This is a genomic window from Variovorax sp. Varisp41, from assembly GCF_047325085.1.
In the GTDB taxonomy this organism is placed as follows: domain Bacteria; phylum Pseudomonadota; class Gammaproteobacteria; order Burkholderiales; family Burkholderiaceae_C; genus Variovorax.
Window position 1 is genome coordinate 4,554,714 of the sequence record NZ_CP168540.1, and the last position, 17,145, is coordinate 4,571,858.

Genomic DNA, 17,145 nt, shown 5'->3' on the forward strand with positions numbered 1-17,145 from the left:
GCGCCAACAAAAACACCGGGGGAGCTTCCATGCTTCAAGTTGCCAATCGAAAACTCGCGTCGCTCAGCGACGTGCTCTTCACCGGGCTGGGCCGCGCGCTCGGCTTCCTGCGCCCGCTCGCGCGCGGGCTCATCGGTTCCTGGCGACCCCCTGGCTGGCTGCGCATCGCGGGTGCCCTGCTGCTGCTCGGACTGCAATGGCTGCAGCAGCGGCTCGCCTGGGTGTTGCTGCTGGTGCTGCTGGCGTTCGCGGGATGGATGGCCAGCCCGCAGCTCCTGAAGTGGTGGCATGGCCTCACGCCCGATCGCGTCGAGCCCATCGTGGCGACCGCGCAGATCGTGCCGCCGCCGCGCACGCAGATCGAGCTCGACAAGGGGCCCAATCCGGTCGTCATCAACTTCTCGGCCTCGGTCGCGCCGATCGCGCGTGTCGGCCAGGAGGCGACGGGCGTCGGCATCGAGCCGGCCATCGCGGGCCGCTGGACCTGGACCGATGCCAAGAAGCTGGAGTTCCTGCCCGCGCAGGATTGGCCGGTGGGCCAGGCCTACAAGGTGCAGCTCTCGAAGGAGGCGCTCGCGCCGCACATCGAGATCGAGCAGCGCAAGTACGACTTCAGCTCGGCCGAGTTCAGCGCCCGCATCGCCGGCGCCGAGTTCTATCAGGACCCGGTGCAGGCCAACGTGCGGCGCGCGCTGTTCCAGGTGCGCTTCTCGCATCCCGTGAACACCGCCGAGTTCGAGAAGCGGCTGGTGCTGACCTATGACCAGGCCTGCAGCAGCTCGTTCTTCAGCGTCGGCAAATGCGCGAGCGAGAAGTTCACGGTCAGCTACGACAAGCTGCGCCTCACGGCCACGGTCCAGTCCGAGCCCCTGCCCATTCCCGAGAAGACCCGCCCCGTGCTGCTGAGCCTCACCGCCGGCGCGGTGGCGCAGAAGGGAGGCCCGGGCCAGCGCAACGACGTCTCGCGCGCGGTCGACATCCCCGGCCTCTTCAGCCTCGACATCGCGAGCGTCGAACCCACCATCGTCACCGGCGAGAACGGCGAGCCCGAGCACGTGATGCACGTCAGCGCCTCGATGCCGGTGCACGAGCGCGAGATGGCGCGCCTGGTGCAGGCCTGGCTGCTGCCGGCCACCGAAGATCCCAAGGGCGACCCGGAAGACAAGTTCGACTGGTCCGCCGATCCCGCGAAGATCACCGACGCGGTGCTGCGCCGCGCGAAGAAGATCGGCCTGCAGCCGATCGCCAGCGAGCGCGAGGTGACCGAGACGGTCAGCTTCCGCCTGCCGCAGGCCGAGGGCGGGCGCTACCTGCTGGTGCGCGTGGCCAAGGGCCTGAAGACGCCCGGCGGCTACCAGCTCGGCACGGCCTTCCAGAGCGTGCAGCTGCTCAAGACCTTCGCGCCCGAGCTCACGATCATGAGCCAGGGCTCGCTGCTCGCGCTGTCGGGCGAACGCAAGCTGCCGATCCTGGTGCGCGACCTGCCGGGCGTGCGCGTCGAGATCGGGCGCCTGCTGCCGCAGCAGCTGCAGCACCTGGTGACGCAGAGCAACGGCGATTTCTCGCATCCCAAGTTCTACGGCGGCCTCGGCTCCGACAACCTGGTCGACCGCTTCGAGAAGCAGATCCCGCTGGCCATTCCGCCCGGCAAGGCGCACTACGAGACGGTCGATTTCGCCGAGTACCTGCGCAGCGACATCAGCGACATCAGCGACCGGCGCGGCGTGTTCCTGCTCAAGGTGCAGGGTTTCGATCCCAAGGCGAAGAAGAAGCCCGAGGGCGAAGCGGACGCCACCGAGACGTCGTCCGAGGACGAGGAGCAGCAGTCGTCCGGCGAGGACGAGGGCAACCCCGAGAGCGGCAACCCCGAGGACCAGAAGGACGAGCGGCTGGTGCTGGTCACCGACCTGGGCATCGTCGCCAAGAAGTCGCTCGACGGCACGCGCGACGTGTTCGTGCAGAGCATCGCCAACGGCCAGCCCGTGGGCGGCGCGCTGGTCGAGGTGTGGGGCCGCAACGGCATGATCGTGGCGTCGCAGGCCACCGACGCCACGGGCCGCGCGAAGCTGCCCAACCTCGCGGGCTTCCAGCGCGAGAAGCAGCCGGTGGTGCTGGTGGTGCGCAAGGACGGCGACCTGAGCTTCCTGCCCTTCAACAAGACCGACCGCACGCTCGACATCTCGCGCTTCGACGTCGGCGGCCTGCGCGCGGCCGGCGTGCCGAACCAGATGACGGCCTATGTCTTCAGCGACCGCGGCATCTACCGTCCGGGCGACACCATGCACATCGCGATGATGGTGAAGGCCGGCAACTGGGGCACCTCGCTGCGCGACCTGCCGCTCGAAGCCGAGATCATCGATGCGCGCGGCCTGAGCGTGCGGCGCGAGAAGCTGCGCCTCGGCCCCGGCGGCGCGGCCGAGATCGCGCACGTCACGCAGGACACCTCGCCCACCGGCAACTACACCGTCAACCTCTACCTGCCGCGCGAGTCCTCGCCCGGCGCGCCCGAGGTGCAGGGGCTGCTGCTGGGCAGCACCACGGTGAAAGTGCAGGAGTTCCTGCCCGACCGCACCAAGGTCACGGCCAAACTCAGCAGCGAGATCGCCGAAGGCTGGGTGAAGCCCAAGGACATGAAGGCGCTGATCGACGTGCAGAACCTCTTCGGCACGCCTGCGCCCGACCGCAAGGTCGAGGGCACGCTCACGCTGAGCCCGGCCTTCCCGGTGTTCCGCGCCTTCGCCGACTACGCCTTCTTCGATCCGCAGCGCGCGGCCGAGAAGCAGGTGGACGACCTCGGCAGCGTGCAGACCAGCGCCGAGGGCAAGGCCGAGTTCGACCTGCGGCTGTCGCGCTTCGAGGCCGCCACCTACCAGGTGCACGTGCTGGCCAAGGCCTTCGAGCCCGAGGGCGGGCGCAGCGTGTCGGCCGAGGCGCGCACGCTGGTGAGCGACCTGCCCTACCTGGTGGGCGTCAAGGTCGACGGCGACACCGGCTACGTGAGCAAGGGCGCTGCGCGCAACGCGCACGTGATCGCGATCGACCCGCAGGCGAAGAAGACCGCGGTGGCCGATCTCGTGCTGCAGCGCGTGGAGCGCAAGGTGCTGTCGGTGCTGATCAAGCAGGACAACGGCCTGTACCGCTACGAATCGCGGCGCAAGGAGATCGTGCTCGACGAGAAGCCGCTGGCCATCGTCGCGGCCGGCAACAACGTGGCGCTCGACACCGGCACGCCCGGCAACTTCGCCTACGTGGTGCGCAATGCCGGCGGGCTCGAGCTCAACCGCGTCGAGTACAGCGTGGCGGGCAATGCCAACGTCAGCCGTTCGCTCGACCGCAATGCCGAGCTGCAGCTCACGCTCGACCGCAAGGACTACGAGCCCGGGCAGGAGATCGAGGTCAGCATCCGCGCGCCCTACGTCGGCGCCGGCCTCATCACCATCGAGCGCGACAAGGTCTATGCGCATGCCTGGTTCAAGACCGACAAGACCGCCTCGGTGCAGAAGATCGTGCTGCCCAAGGACTTCGAGGGCACCGGCTACATCAACGTGCACTTCGTGCGCGACCCGGCCTCGGACGAGGTCTACATGAGCCCGCTGTCCTACGGCATCGCGCCCTTCGCCACCAGCCTGTCGAAGCGCACCGCCAACCTGCAGCTCACGAGCACCGAGCTCGTGAAGCCCGGCCAGACGGTGAAGATGAAGCTCACCAGCGACCAGCCCACGCGCGCCGTGGTGTTCGCGGTCGACGAGGGCATCCTGCAGGTGGCGCGCTACAAGACGCCCGACCCGCTCAAGCACTTCTTCCAGAAGCGCGCGCTCGAGGTCGGCACGCTGCAGACGCTCGACCTGATCCTGCCCGAGTTCAAGAAGCTGATGCAGGGCGCCGCGCCCGGCGGCGATGGCGAAGGCGAGCTCGGCAAGCACCTGAACCCGTTCAAGCGCAAGCGCGACAAGCCGGTGGCCTACTGGTCGGGCCTGGTCGACGTGAACGGCAGCCGCGAGTTCAGCTACACCGTGCCCGAGAGCTTCAACGGCAGCCTGCGCGTGATGGCGGTGGCCGTGAACGACGAGACCACGGCCGCGAAGAGCACCCGCACCACGGTGCGCGGCGACATGGTGATCCTGCCGAACGCGCCGCTTGCCATGGCGCCCGGCGACACGGTCGAGGTCGGCGTCGGCCTGGCCAACAACATCGCGGGCTCGGGCAAGGAAGCGCCCATCGCGCTCACGCTCACCGCCTCGGGCGGGCTCGAGGTGGTCGGCGATGCGACGCAGACGCTCAAGGTCAACGAGCGCGGTGAGGCCAGCACGAAGTTCAACGTGCGCGCCAAGCCCGGCGAGCAGGCGGTGCTGGGTTCGTCGGCGCTGGTGTTCACCTCCACCCACAAGAACTTCAGCGCGCGGCTCGCCACCGAGGTGAGCGTGCGGCCCGCCTCGCCCTTCGTCTCGCTGGTGCAGGCCGGCAGCTTCCAGCGCTCCGGCGAGATCGCGAGCAAGGGCGACTTCTATCCGAACTTCCGCCGCAGCGACCTCGCGGTGTCGGCCGCGCCCTGGGCCTTCGCCACCGGCCTCATGCAGTACCTCGAGGCCTATCCGCATGGCTGCACCGAGCAGATCACGAGCCAGACCTTCCCAGCCGTGCTGCTCTCGGGCCGGCCCGAGCTGCTGAAGGAAATGGCGCGGGGCCGCACGGCCGACCAGGGCCCGCTGCCCGAGGCGCGCAAGACACTCGAGCGCTACCTCGTGCAACTGCGCGCGCGCCAGACGGCCGACGGCGGCTTCTCGCTGTGGCCCGGGGCGGGTGCCGATCCGTTCGCGACGCTCTATGCGGTGCACCTGCTGGTGGAGGCGCGCGACCACAAGCTGCCGGTGCCGCAAGACCTGCTGCAGCGCGCCAACACCTACCTGCAGGGTTGGCTCGGCAGCGGCGACTCGTCGCTCGACGGCTGGCGCCAGCGCACGCAGGCCGCCTACCTGCTGACGCGCCAGGGCATCGTGGTGCCGGCCGCGCTGGCCAACCTGCGCGAGACTTGGCGCAACCAGCAGGCCAAGCAGACCGCGGGCTGGAGCGACGACCTCGGCGCCGTCTACCTCGCGGCGAGCTACCAGCTCGTGAAGCAGGAGCAGGTGGCCAACGAGCTGCTCAACCCCGTGTGGGCCGACCTGCTCGCGCGCAGCGAGAAGAACCAGCGCCGCAACGTCTGGGGCCGCTACTACGACCCGCTGGTGCACGACAGCATGATGCTGCACCTGGTGGGCCGGCATTTCCCGGCGCGGCTCAAGACGCTGAAGCCCGCCGTCTGGGAAGGCATGGCCGGCATGGTGCGCGACGGCTGGTACAACAGCCTGTCGTCGGCCGCGATGCTGATGGCGGTCGATGCCTACTTCGACGCCGTGGCGCAGAACGCCGAGGGCAAGCTCACGGCCTCGGCCATCGATGCGCAGGGCAAGGCCGCGGCGCTCGCGCTCGGCGCCGTCAACCCGGTGGCGCGCGCCGCGGTGCCCGCCGGCACCGCGAAGCTGGGCCTCGCGAACGACAGCGACTTCAACCTCTACTACAGCTGGACCGAACAGGGCTTCGAACGCAAGCTGCCCGACACCGCGGTGAACCAGGGACTCGAGGTGTTCCACGAGGTGCTCGACGCCAAGGGCAATCCCGTCACCAAGGTGAAGCTCGGCGAAGAGGTCACCGTGCGGGTGCGCGTGCGCAGCCTCGAGCGGCCGCAGATCGCCGACGTCGCGCTGGTCGACCTGCTGCCCGGCGGCCTCGAGCCCGTGCTGCAGGCCGTGGGCGACGATGCCGAGGGCGAGAACGCCGACGCACCGGTCTGGAAGAAGCGCCTGGGCGGCAACGGCTCGTGGAAGGTGCAGTACGCCGACATCCGCGAGGACCGCGTGGTGTTCTACGGCAGCGTCGACAAGAACCTGCTCGAAGTGACCTACAAGGCGCGCGCCACCAACGTCGGCGACTTCGTGGTGCCCGCGGCCTACGGCGAGGCGATGTACGACCGGCGCATCTACGCGCGCTCGGCCGGCGCGCGCTTCCAGGTGGTCGCGAACTGAGGCCGGAGCGGAGCGCGGCATGACCCGGACCCTCGCGCGTCGAGCCCTGATCGCGGGCGTGCTGCTGGCCCTGCTGCTCGCGCTGCTGCGGCTGTGGCCTCATGCCCCGCTCAGCGAGACCGTGGGCAGCTCGCGCGCCGTCTACGCGCGTGGCGGCGAGCTGCTGCGGCTCACGCTCGCGGCCGACGAGCAGTACCGGCTATGGGTGCCGCTCGATCGCATCTCGCTCACCCTGATCGACGCGGTGCTGCTCTACGAGGACCGGCGCTTCTACGCCCACCCGGGCGTCAATCCCGCGGCGCTGGTGCGCAGCGCCTGGCGCATCGCGAGCGGCGAGCGTCGCCAGGGCGGCTCCACCCTCACGATGCAGCTCGCGCGCCGGCTCTACGGCATCGACAGCCGCACGGCCGGCGGCAAGGTCGCGCAGATCGCCGCCGCGCTGTGGATCGAGGCGCGCCACGGCAAGCGCGAGATCCTCGAGGCCTACCTCAACACCGCGCCCTACGGCGGCAACATCGAGGGCGTGCAGGCCGCGAGCCTGATCTATTTCCGCAAGGATGCCGCCAGGCTCAGCCTGCCCGAGGCGCTCACGCTCGCGGTGATTCCGCAGAACCCGGTCAAGCGCATCGCCGAGCGCGGCCGCAACACCGAGCTGCAGGCCGCGCGCGAACGCCTCTGGGCGCTGTGGGCCGAGCGCGATCCCGCCGCGCGCCAGCATGCGCCCGACGCGCAGCTCGTGCTCTCGGCGCAGTCGCGCGGCAGCCTGCCCTTCCTGGCGCCGCACCTCACCGACATGTTGCTCGCGCAGCCGCGAAGCGATGCCGGCGTCGCGGCGCCGGTCGAGATCCGCGCCACCCTCGACCTGCGCATGCAGTCCACGCTCGAGCGCGTGATGGCCCAGTACCTGCGCACGCATGCCGACGTCGGCATGAACAACGCGAGCGCGCTGCTGCTCGATGCCTCGACCATGCAGGTGCGCGCGCTGATCGGCTCGGCCGACTGGCACGACGATGCCATCGCGGGCCAGGTCAACGGCACCCAGGCCAAGCGCTCGCCGGGCTCCACGCTCAAGCCCTTCATCTACGCGCTAGCGCTCGACCAGGGGCTGCTGCATCCGAAGACCATGCTGAAGGATGCGCCGACCGCCTTCGGTCCCTACACGCCCGAGAACTTCGACCATCGCTTCGCGGGGCCGTTGTCGGCACAGGAGGCGCTGATCCGCAGCCGCAACGTGCCCGCGGTGGCCGTGGCCGCGAAGCTCTCGAAGCCGGGCCTCTACGACTTCATGCGGCTGGCCGGCGTGCAGAAGCTGCAGAGCGAATCGCACTACGGCCTCGCGCTGGTGCTCGGCGGCGGCGAGGTCACGCCCGAGGAGCTCGCGGGCCTCTACGGCACCCTGGCCAACGGCGGCATCGCGCAGCCGCTGCGCTACACCGAGCCCGCGCCCGACGAGCGGCCCGCGCAGCCGCTGCGGCTGCTGAGCGAAGAGGCTTCTTTCATCACGCTCGACATGCTGCGCCAGACGCCGCGCCCCGACACCACCTTGCCCGCGCGGCCCGCCATCGCCTGGAAGACCGGCACCTCCTGGGGCTTTCGCGATGCCTGGACCGCGGGCGTGTTCGGCCGCCACGTGCTGGTGGTGTGGGTCGGCAACTTCGACGGCAGCAGCAACCCCGCGCTGGTGGGCGTCGACGCGGCCGCGCCGCTGTTCCTGCGCATGGTCGACGCGCTGCGCGCCGAGCGGCTCGATCCCGGCGAGGTCGCGACCACGCAACCGGCCAACCTGCGCCAGGTCGAGGTCTGCGCCGCCACCGGTGGCCTGCCCGATGCGCTGTGCCCGGTGCGCACGCGCACCTGGTTCATCGCCGGCAAGTCGCCGATCCAGGTCAGCAACCTGCATCGCGCCGTGTGGGTCGACGAGACCACGGGCAAGGTGGTCTGCGGTCCGCAGCCGAACGCGCGCCAGCAGGTGGTCGAGCAATGGGGCAGCGACATGCGCCGCCTGTTCCGCCAGGCTGGCCTGCCGCGCGCCAGCGTGCCCGCCGACGGCTGCGAGCAGAAGGACGCGGGCGCGCCCGAGGCCGCCCCGCTCATCAGCTCGCCGCTGCGCGGCGTGCGCCACACGCTGCGCGTGGCCAGGCCCGAGCCGCTGGTGCTGCGCGCCGAGGCCGCGGCCGGCACGCAGACCCTCTACTGGTTCGCCGACGACGCGTTGGTCGGCCGTGCCGCGCCCGGCGAGGGCATCGCCTGGATGCCGGACCTGGCCGAGTCGGGGCGGCGCTACGTGCTGCGCGTGGTCGACGACCAGGGGCGGGCCGAGTCGCGTGAAGTGATCGTCGATATCGCACCTTAGTGGCAGTCATGTCACCGCGGCGTCACGCGTGGTCGGCAAGGTCTCGCGTTTTCGACTCGGACTCCCGACCTCCATGAAGAAGACGCGCCTTTCCCTCCTCGCCCTGGCCGCTGCCGCTGCGTTCGCCGCCACCGGTGCCTCGGCCCAGACCGCCTTCCCCGCCACCCTCGCCGGCCATGCCGTGCTGCCCGCGCAGAGCTTCGTCGCCGCGCCCAAGGACGCACCGGCCGACCTGCAGGTCAGCGGCAAGTTCACCACGCCGAAGCGCGTGGAAGCCATCGGCAGCGTCGAGGGCCTCTCGGGCGGCCGCGGCACCGGCGTGTCGCTGCCCTTCAAGGGCCAGCCGCTGCAGGGCCACTCGGGCATCAAGAAGATGGACGACGGCAGCTTCTGGATCCTCACCGACAACGGTGCCGGCGCGAAGGCCAACTCGCCCGACTTCATGCTCTACCTCAACCACTACAAGGTCGACTTCAAGAGCGGCAAGTTCCAGCGCCTGGCCACCGTGTTCCTGCACGACCCCGACAAGAAGGTGCCGTTCCGCATCGTCCACGAGGGCAGCAAGCAGCGCTACCTGACCGGCTCCGACTTCGATCCCGAGAGCTTCCAGTTCGCCGGCGGCGCGCTGTGGATCGGCGAGGAGTTCGGGCCCTACCTGATCAAGGCCGACCTCAAGGGCAAGGTGCTCGCCGTGTTCGACACCCAGGTCGACGGCAAGGTCGTGCGCTCGCCCGACAACCCCGCCGTGACCACGCCCGGCGTGCCCGGCGGCGCGGTCGACTTCCAGATCAAGCGCTCCAAGGGCTTCGAGGGCATGGCCGCCTCGAAGGACGGCAGCAAGCTCTACGCGCTGCTCGAAGGCCCGGTGTGGAACGCCGAGGCCAAGGACTTCGAGAAGGTCGAGGGCAAGGAAGCGCTGCGCGTGCTCGAGTTCGACGTGGCGGGCGAGAAGTGGACCGGCCGCCACTGGAAGTACGTGCTCGAGGCCAACGGCAACGCCATCGGCGACTTCAACATGATCGACGGCACCACCGGCCTGATCATCGAGCGCGACAACGGCGAAGGCACCAGCGACAAGGCCTGCCCCGAAGGCCAGAAGCGCACCGACTGCTTCCACGACATCGCGAAGTTCAAGCGCGTCTACAAGGTCGAGCTCAGCGACGCCAACGTCGGCGGCCCGGTGCGCAAGATCGGCTACATCGACCTGCTGAACATCGCCGACCCCGACAAGCTCGCGCGCAAGCCGCTCAACGACGGCGTGCTCAAGTTCCCGTTCTTCACCATCGAGAACGTCGACGTGGTGGATGCCACCCACATCGTCGTCGGCAACGACAACAACCTGCCCTTCTCGAGCAGCCGCGAGCCGAACAAGGCCGACGACAACGAGCTGGTGTTGCTGGAGGCGGGGGCGCTGCTGCAGGCGAAGTGAGCGGCGGGAACGCCCGCTATCGCCCTGCGCCCGGGTCGAGATAGCAGGGTGTTTCCTTGGGGGAATCGTGCCAGATGAGTATTATTCTCATTCTCCCGGCCTTGGCCTTTCCCCTTTTTCCATGACTTCCCGAACGACTTCGTACGCCGTCCGGCGCGCGGCGTGAGCGCCGGCCTGCGCTACCGCCTCGGCGTGGCCTCGCGCGCCGTCGCCGCCATCGCCGGCGGCTACGGCGTGGCCGCGCTCTCCGCCGCCGCGCTCGCGCTGTGCCTGCCCGCCGCCTTCGGCATGGCACGAAGCGAAGCCGCGATGACCGGCACGCTGGCCTCCTTCCTCGTGTTCGCGGTCGCGGTGATGTGGGTGTTCGCGGCGCGCAGCGCATGGCGTGCCTGGATCGGCCTGGTCATCGCCGCGGCGCCGCTGGGCGCGCTGCTGCTCGTGTTGCCGACGCCGGGAGCGGGCGCATGAAGGAAGGCTTCCGCCAGTCGATGGCCTGGCTGCACACCTGGTCGGGCCTCCTGGTCGGCTGGGTGCTGTTCATGGTGTTCGCGGCCGGCACGGCCTCGTACTTCAAGGACGAGATCACGCTGTGGATGAAGCCCGAGCTGCACGGCCTCTCGCGCGCGCCGGTGCCGCAGGTGCAGGCCACCGAGGGCGCCTACGCCTACCTGCAGCAGCACGCGGCCGATTCGCCGCGCTGGTTCATCACGCTGCCGACCGAGCGCGAACCCTCGACCAGCCTGTTCTGGACCCGGCCCGCGCCGCCGGCCGGCTCGCCGCCGCGCGACCGGCGCGATCGCTTCGGCCGCGCGGTGCTCGACGCGGCCAGCGGCCAGCCCTCGGCGGCGGTGCGCGAGACGCGCGGCGGCGAGTTCTTCTACCGCCTGCACTTCGACCTGCACTACATGCCCGCGATCTGGGGCCGCTGGATCGTCGGCTTCTGCGCGATGTTCATGCTGGTGGCGATCCTCAGCGGCATCGTCACGCACAAGCGCATCTTCAAGGACTTCTTCACCTTCCGGCCGAAGAAGGGCCAGCGCTCCTGGCTCGACGCGCACAACGCGACCGCGGTGCTCGCACTGCCCTATCACGCGATGATCACGTACACGGGCCTGGTCACGCTGATGTTCATGTACATGCCCTGGGGCCCGCAGGCGGCCTACAAGGACAGCGGCGGCACGCAGACCTTCTTCTCCGAGGCCTTCGCGGGCGGCGTGCGCGAGCAGTTCAAGGCCGCGGGCCAGAAGGCGCCGATGGCACCGGTCGCGCCGATGCTCGCGCAGGCTTCCGCGCACTGGGGCGGCGCGCCGGTCGGCCGCCTCACGGTCAACTCGCCGAACGATGCCAACGCGACGGTCATCGTGCGCCGCGCCGAAGGGCCGCAACTGGGGTCCGAGCAACCGTCGATGGTCTTCAACGGCGTGACCGGCGCCCTGGTCGGTGCCTACGGCGACAGCATGCGGCCCGCCGTCGAGACGCGCAGCGTGCTCTACGGCCTGCACATCGGCCGCTTCGGCGATCCGCTGCTGCGTGCGCTGTTCTTCGTCTCGGGCCTCGCGGGCTGCCTGATGGTCGCCACCGGCCTCCTGCTGTGGGCCGTGAAGGAGCGCCAGAAGTTCGCGAAGCGGCTCAAGCAGGGCGGCCGCGTGAGCTTCGGCCTGCGGCTGGTCGACGGGCTCAACCTCGGCGCGATCGCGGGCCTGCCCCTCGCGATGGCCGCCTTCTTCTGGGCCAACCGGCTGGTGCCGTTCGACACGGCCGACCGTGGCGCGGCCGAGATCGGCTGGTTCTTCGCGGTCTGGGGCGCGGCCGCGCTGCTGGGTCTCGCGCGGCCCACGCTGCGCATGTGGCAGGCGCAGCTCGCCACGGGCGCGCTGCTGTTCGCGCTGCTGCCGGTGCTCAACGCCTTCACCGGGCCGGCGCCGCTCACGGTCAGCCTGCGTTCGGGCCCGAGCGCCGTCGCCGGCTTCGACCTGGTGTCGATCGCGCTGGGCCTGGGGCTCGCGGGCGCGGCCTGGATGGTGGAACGCAAGCGGCGCAAGGCTCTGGGCACCGCGGCGAAGAAAGCCGCGAAGGCCGGCCCGGCCGATGACGCGGTGGAATCGCCTTCGCTCGCCACCTCGGGCCAGGGATCGTGATGAACGCCTTGCTGATCGCGACGGTGTTCGCCGCTTCGCTCGCGGGCTTCTGCGCGCTGGGCCTCGCAATGGACCGCCACAGCGAGGACGTCTTCGGCCGCGGCAGCACGCCCGGCCCGTGGCGCCGCTGGCTGCAGCTCGGCGGCAGCGTGGCGCTGTGCCTGTCGCTCGTCGCCAGCCTGCGCGCCGCCGGCCATTCGATCGGCTGGGTGCTCTGGCTCGGTGCGCTCACGGCGGCCGCGCAGACGGTGGTGGGGCTGTTGAGCTATGCGCCGCGCCGCTTCCACTGGGTGGCGTCGGCGGCTGCGGCCATCGCGGTGCTGGCGGGGCTAGGGTGCCTGGTGTTGGCCGCGCTGGGCGACTGAGCCTCTCTCACTCCCCGCGGCGCGTCGAGGTGCCGCCATGCAGCACCCCCTGCGTCATCGGCAGCGCCATGAAGTCGTGCGGAAAGCCCAGTGCGATCGCGCTCGCCGCATCAAGCCGTCGCAGCGCCTGTGCATTGAGTTCGACCTCGAGCGCTCCGAGGTTGTCCTCGAACTGCGCGAAGGTGCGCGCGCCGATGATCGGCATCACCGTCGGCCCGCGCCGGTGCAGCAGCCAGGCCAGCGCGATCTGCGCGCTCGAGCGGTCCTGCTCCTTCGCGATCTGTGCCACCACGTCGGCGATGGCGAGGGCGCGTTCCGAGAGCGCGCCGTTGCCCACGGCCACGTCCTTGCGCGTGCCGGTCACGCGCGGGTCGAGGCCCTTGGCGTGGTCGAGGTCGGCGCGGCTGTACTTGCCGGTCAGCACGCCACTGCCCAGCGGCGACCAGGCCATCACGCCGAGGCCGAGCTCGCGCGCCATCGGCAGCAGCTCGCGCTCCACGGTGCGCTCGATCAGGCTGTACTCGATCTGCAGTGCCACCAGCGGCGCCCAGCCGCGCAGTTCGGCCAGGGTCTGCATGCGCGCGACCTGCCAGGCGGGCGTATCGGAGATGCCCGCGTGGAGCACCTTGCCCGCGCGCACGAGGTCGTCGAAGGCGCGCATCACTTCGTCGAAGGGCGTCAGGCCGTCCCAGATGTGCAGGTACAGCAGGTCGATGTAGTCGGTGCCCAGGCGCTTCAGGCTAGCCTCGACCGAGCGCACCATGTTGCGCCGGTGGTTGCCGCCCGCGTTGGGATTGCCGGGCTGCATGTTGAGCGTGTACTTGGTGGCCAGCACCACCGACTCGCGCCGGTCGGCGAGGAACTGGCCCAGCAGCCGCTCCGAGCTGCCGTTGGTATAGAAGTTGGCGGTGTCGACGAAGTTGCCGCCGCGTTCGAGGTAGGCGTCGAACATGCGGCGCGATTCGCCGGCGTCGGCGCCCCAGCCCCAGTCGCTGCCGAAGGTCATGGTGCCGAGCGAGATCGGGCTGACGCGCAGGCCCGAGCGGCCGAGGGTGAGGTAGTCGTCGAGTTGCATGGGGATGTCCTTTCGAGGGGGAAGGCGCCGCGGTGCGCGAGCGCCATGGACTCGAATGTCGTTCCACCATTGCATTGAAAAAAGACCGCTGTGCTTGATGCTTTGTGAAGCCTCTCTTCATAATGCCCACATGTCCCCCGACCTTCTCCCCGCCATCGCCGCCTTCGCCCGCGTGGCCCATCACGCCAGCTTCACGCGCGCGGCCGAGGAACTCGGCGTCTCGCCCTCGGCGCTGTCGCAGACCGTGCGCACGCTCGAGGCCAAGCTCGGCGTGCGGTTGCTCGACCGCAGCACGCGCAGCGTCGGCGCGACCGAGCTGGGCCGGCAGTTCCTCGAGGGCGTGCGGCCGGCGCTCGCGGCGCTGGCACAGGCAGTGGAGGGCATCGACGAGGCACGCGACAAGCCGGCGGGGCTGCTGCGCCTGAACGTGGCGCGGGTCTCGGCCGAGCTGCTGCTCTATCCGCACTTCGGCGATTTCGCCGCGGCCTATCCAGACATCGTGCTCGAGCTGGTCTGCGACAACCGCATGGTCGACCTGGTCGAGGGCGGCTTCGATGCGGGCATCCGGCTCGGCGAGAGCCTGGCGCAGGACGTGGTGGCGCTGCCGATCGCGGGGCCGCAGCGCATGGTGAGCTTCGCCGCGCCGCGTTACCTGGAGGGACGGACGCCGCCGCGCACGCCCGAGGACCTGCGCGAGCACCGCTGCCTCAACTTCCGGCTCACGACCGGCGGTCTCTACCGCTGGGAGTACGCGCAGGACGGCCGCGAGCTCGACGTGGAGGTGGCGGGGCCGGTGATCGCCAACGACAGCGAGGTGCTGCTGGCGGCCGCGCGCGCCGGCGCGGGCATCGGGGTGGCCTTCGAGGGCACGGTGCGCGAGGACTTCGACAGCGGCCGGCTGGTGCCGCTGCTCGAGCCGTGGTGGCCGACCTTCCCGGGCTTCTATCTCTACTACCCGAGCCGCGCGCAGATGCCGCGCAAGCTGCGGGTGTTCATCGACTTCCTGCAGGCGCGACATGCGCCGCAGCGCGCGGCGCTCAGGCTCGCATCAGCGCCTCGATCTCGTCCGCCTTCACCGGCACGCCGCGCGAAATGAGCTCGCAGCCGGTGGCCGTGACGATGGCGTCGTCTTCGGTGCGGATGCCGATGTTGTGGAACTGCTCGGGCACGCCGTCGGCGGGGCGCACGTAGATGCCGGGTTCGAGCGTGAGCACCATGCCGGGCTGCAGGATGCGGCTCGGGCGGTTCTTGATGAGCTCGTTCGACAGCGGATCCTTGCGCTCGCTGACCTCGCCGACCTGCGTGGGCTCGACGTAGCTGCCGCAGTCGTGCACGTCCATGCCGAGCCAGTGGCCGGTGCGGTGCATGTAGAACTGGAAGTAGGCGCGGCTGTCGATCACGTCGTCGAGGCCGCCGACCTTGTTGGCGTCGAGCAGGCCCAGGTCGAGCATGCCCTGCGCGAGCACGCGCACGGCGGCGTCGTGCGGGTCGTTGAAGCGGTTGCCGGCCTTGGTGGCGGCGGCCGAGGCGTCCTGGCTCGCGAGCACGAGGTCGTACAGCGCCCGCTGCGGGCCGGTGAACCTGCCGTTGGCCGGAAAGGTGCGCGTGATGTCGCTGGCGTAGCCGTCGAGCTCGCAGCCGGCGTCGATCAGCACCAGCTCGCCGTCGCGCACGGGCGCGGCATCGGCGCGGTAATGCAACACGCAGGCGTTGGCGCCGGCCGCGACGATGGAACCGTAGGCCGGGTACTGCGAGCCGCCGAGGCGGAACTCGTGCAGCAGCTCGGCGTCGAGGTGGTACTCGCGCACGTCCTTGCCCTCGCGCAGCATGCGCGCCGACAGCTGCATCGCGCGGATATGGGCGCGGGCGCTGATCTGCGCGGCGCGGCGCATGATGTCCTGCTCGTGCGCGTCCTTCACGAGGCGCATCTCGTCGAGCGGGCCGCACAGGTCGCGCTGCTCCTCGGGGCACAGCGCGCCGTAGCGCACGCGCGCGCGCACCGACTGCAGCCAGCCGTCGACGCGGGTCTCGAGGCCCTTGTGGGTGGCGAACGGATACCAGACGACCGAGCGGTTCTCGAGCAGCTTGGGCAGCTTCGCATCGAGCTCGGTGACCGAGAAGGCCTCGTCGAGGCCGAGCGCCTCGGGCGCGGCGTCGGGGCCGAGCCGGTAGCCGTCCCAGATCTCGCGCTCCAGGTCCTTGGGCGCGCAGAACAGCGTGGCGCGGCCGTCGCCGCCGAGCACCAGCCAGGCATTGGGCTCGGTGAAGCCGGTCAGGTAGTAGAAGTAGCTGTCGTGGCGGAACAGGAAGTCGCTGTCGCGGTTGCGCTGGCGTTCGGGCGCGGTCGGGATGATCGCGATGCCGTCCTTGCCCAGTTGCGAGGCGAGTCGAGCGCGGCGCTCGGCGTAGATCTTCTTGGTGTCGGTGGTGGTCATCGCGTGGAGACTTCCTGTGAGACGGGCTGGCTACGAAGGCCGGTTGAGTTCGGCGAGGCGCTCGGGCGTTCCCACGTCGGTCCAGGGGCCGGTGTAGAGCTCGGCGCTCACCAGGCCATTGTCCATCGCGGCACGCAGGATCGGCGCCAGCGGGGCTTTGACGCCGCCGGGATTGCCGCCAGGGATGGCGCAGTAGGGCGGCGCGAACAGCGCGGCGCGGTACAGGCCGATGGTCGAGAAGGTGTGGCGCGGGCCGTCCGGCGTGTTGAGCGCGAGGCCCTCGGCCGAGAGGCCGAAGTCGCCCTTCGGGTTGTGCGCGGGATTGGGCACCAGCCACAGGTGCGCGAGCTTGCCGCCCGCCACGAAGCGCTCGACCGCGGCCTGGGTGAAGACGAAGCCGGGCGCGAACACGTCGCCCGCCGCGACCCAGAACGGATCGCCCAACAGCGGCAGCGCGCGCACGATGCCGCCCGCGGTCTCGAGCGCGCCGCCGAAGTCGCGGGCCTCGTCGGAGTATGAAATCGATAGCGGCACTTGGCCACCCAGCAACGGTTTCAGGCCGAAGTGGCTGGAGATCCGGTCGCCGAGCCAGGCGGTGTTGAGCACCAGCTCGGTGAAGCCGCCGGCCGCCAGCGCCTCCATCGGCCATTGCATCAGCGGCTTGCCGCGAACCTCGAGCAGGGGCTTGGGGGTGGTGTCGGTCAGCGGCCGCATGCGCTCGCCGCGACCGGCCGAGAGCACCATGGCCTTGGCCCCCACCGTCGCGTTCCCGCTCAAGCGCCGGCTGCCACGCGCCCGCGTTGCAGCTCGTTGCGTTCGCTGTGGCGCGGGCGGAACAGCGAGACCAGGCAGTCCATCAGCGCATGGGCCTTGGCCGAATGGTCGCCGCCGAAGTTGCAGACGTAGACGTCGAGCGTGACGGAGCGCTGCTCGGGCCAGGTGTGCAGGCATAGGTGCGATTCGGCCAGCAGCACCGTGGCGGTGACGCCGCCCGGGCCGTGCGCGGTGGCCGGGAAGCCGTGGACCAGCTTGCCCACCGGCTGCAGCCCCGCGGCCGACACGGCCTTGAGGCAGACGGCGCCGAGCGCCTCGCCGTCGGTGAGCCACTGCGCGCCGCATTGGCAGTCGTGAAGGTCGGCGGTGAGGTGCAGCCCGTGCATATGTCCGCGACTTTAGTACATCGCCCATGCGGGAAAACGCGGGTCCGGCCGGCTGCGCAAAATAAGCGCAGAGGGGTGTAAAGAGGCTGTCGGTGCCGGTTCGGGCTCGCCCGGTAAAATCGCGGGTT

Annotated in this window: 11 protein-coding genes; 7 read left to right on the forward strand and 4 right to left on the reverse strand. The window is 70.4% G+C overall.

What is annotated here, in order from left to right:
• Window positions 1-29 precede the first annotated feature (29 nt).
• From ACEN9J_RS21040 to ACEN9J_RS21065, 6 genes are all read left to right on the forward strand, one after another.
• Complete coding sequence (locus ACEN9J_RS21040; protein WP_413761963.1) at window positions 30-6,062, forward strand: alpha-2-macroglobulin; 6,033 nt, start codon at window positions 30-32, stop codon at window positions 6,060-6,062.
• A gap of 19 nt (window positions 6,063-6,081) precedes the next feature.
• A complete protein-coding gene (pbpC, locus tag ACEN9J_RS21045) occupies window positions 6,082-8,415 on the forward strand; it encodes a penicillin-binding protein 1C (RefSeq protein WP_413761964.1) in 2,334 nt (777 codons plus the stop codon).
• 73 nt (window positions 8,416-8,488) lie between these two features.
• Window positions 8,489-9,844 (forward strand): esterase-like activity of phytase family protein, encoded by a 1,356-nt coding sequence (locus ACEN9J_RS21050; protein ID WP_296774728.1) that lies wholly within the window; start codon window positions 8,489-8,491, stop codon window positions 9,842-9,844.
• Window positions 9,845-10,006: 162 nt separating this feature from the next.
• Window positions 10,007-10,312 carry a DUF3649 domain-containing protein gene (locus tag ACEN9J_RS21055; protein ID WP_261208821.1) on the forward strand — a complete coding sequence of 102 codons (306 nt, stop codon included), beginning with the start codon at window positions 10,007-10,009 and terminating at the stop codon, window positions 10,310-10,312.
• On the forward strand, window positions 10,309-11,982 hold the full coding sequence (locus tag ACEN9J_RS21060) for a PepSY-associated TM helix domain-containing protein (RefSeq protein WP_413761965.1): 1,674 nt from the start codon (window positions 10,309-10,311) through the stop codon (window positions 11,980-11,982). Before ACEN9J_RS21055 ends, ACEN9J_RS21060 begins: the two co-directional genes overlap by 4 nt.
• Complete coding sequence (locus tag ACEN9J_RS21065) at window positions 11,982-12,347, forward strand: DUF3325 domain-containing protein (protein WP_208513077.1); 366 nt, start codon at window positions 11,982-11,984, stop codon at window positions 12,345-12,347. Before ACEN9J_RS21060 ends, ACEN9J_RS21065 begins: the two co-directional genes overlap by 1 nt.
• Before the next feature lie 7 nt (window positions 12,348-12,354).
• On the opposite strand, the gene ACEN9J_RS21070 is transcribed toward ACEN9J_RS21065, so the two are convergent.
• Complete coding sequence (locus ACEN9J_RS21070; RefSeq protein WP_057593262.1) at window positions 12,355-13,422, reverse strand: aldo/keto reductase; 1,068 nt, start codon at window positions 13,420-13,422, stop codon at window positions 12,355-12,357.
• A 130-nt stretch (window positions 13,423-13,552) separates the two neighbouring features.
• Between ACEN9J_RS21070 and ACEN9J_RS21075 the strand changes: the two genes are divergently transcribed.
• Window positions 13,553-14,518 (forward strand): LysR family transcriptional regulator, encoded by a 966-nt coding sequence (locus ACEN9J_RS21075; protein ID WP_057593261.1) that lies wholly within the window; start codon window positions 13,553-13,555, stop codon window positions 14,516-14,518.
• Here ACEN9J_RS21075 and ACEN9J_RS21080 read toward each other — a convergent pair.
• Genes ACEN9J_RS21080 through speD form a run of 3 tightly spaced genes read right to left on the reverse strand, consistent with a single transcriptional unit; the run spans window position 14,460 to window position 17,017 of the window.
• Entirely contained in the window at window positions 14,460-15,857 is a 1,398-nt protein-coding gene (locus ACEN9J_RS21080; RefSeq protein WP_057593260.1) for an aminopeptidase P N-terminal domain-containing protein, read from the reverse strand. The genes ACEN9J_RS21075 and ACEN9J_RS21080 overlap by 59 nt on opposite strands.
• Before the next feature lie 30 nt (window positions 15,858-15,887).
• The gene (locus ACEN9J_RS21085; protein ID WP_296735048.1) at window positions 15,888-16,601 is read right to left on the reverse strand and encodes a nucleotidyltransferase family protein; all 714 of its coding nucleotides are present in this window, start codon (window positions 16,599-16,601) and stop codon (window positions 15,888-15,890) included.
• Window positions 16,602-16,630: 29 nt separating this feature from the next.
• Window positions 16,631-17,017 carry an adenosylmethionine decarboxylase gene (speD, locus tag ACEN9J_RS21090; RefSeq protein ID WP_296734983.1) on the reverse strand — a complete coding sequence of 129 codons (387 nt, stop codon included), beginning with the start codon at window positions 17,015-17,017 and terminating at the stop codon, window positions 16,631-16,633.
• Window positions 17,018-17,145: the final 128 nt, after the last annotated feature.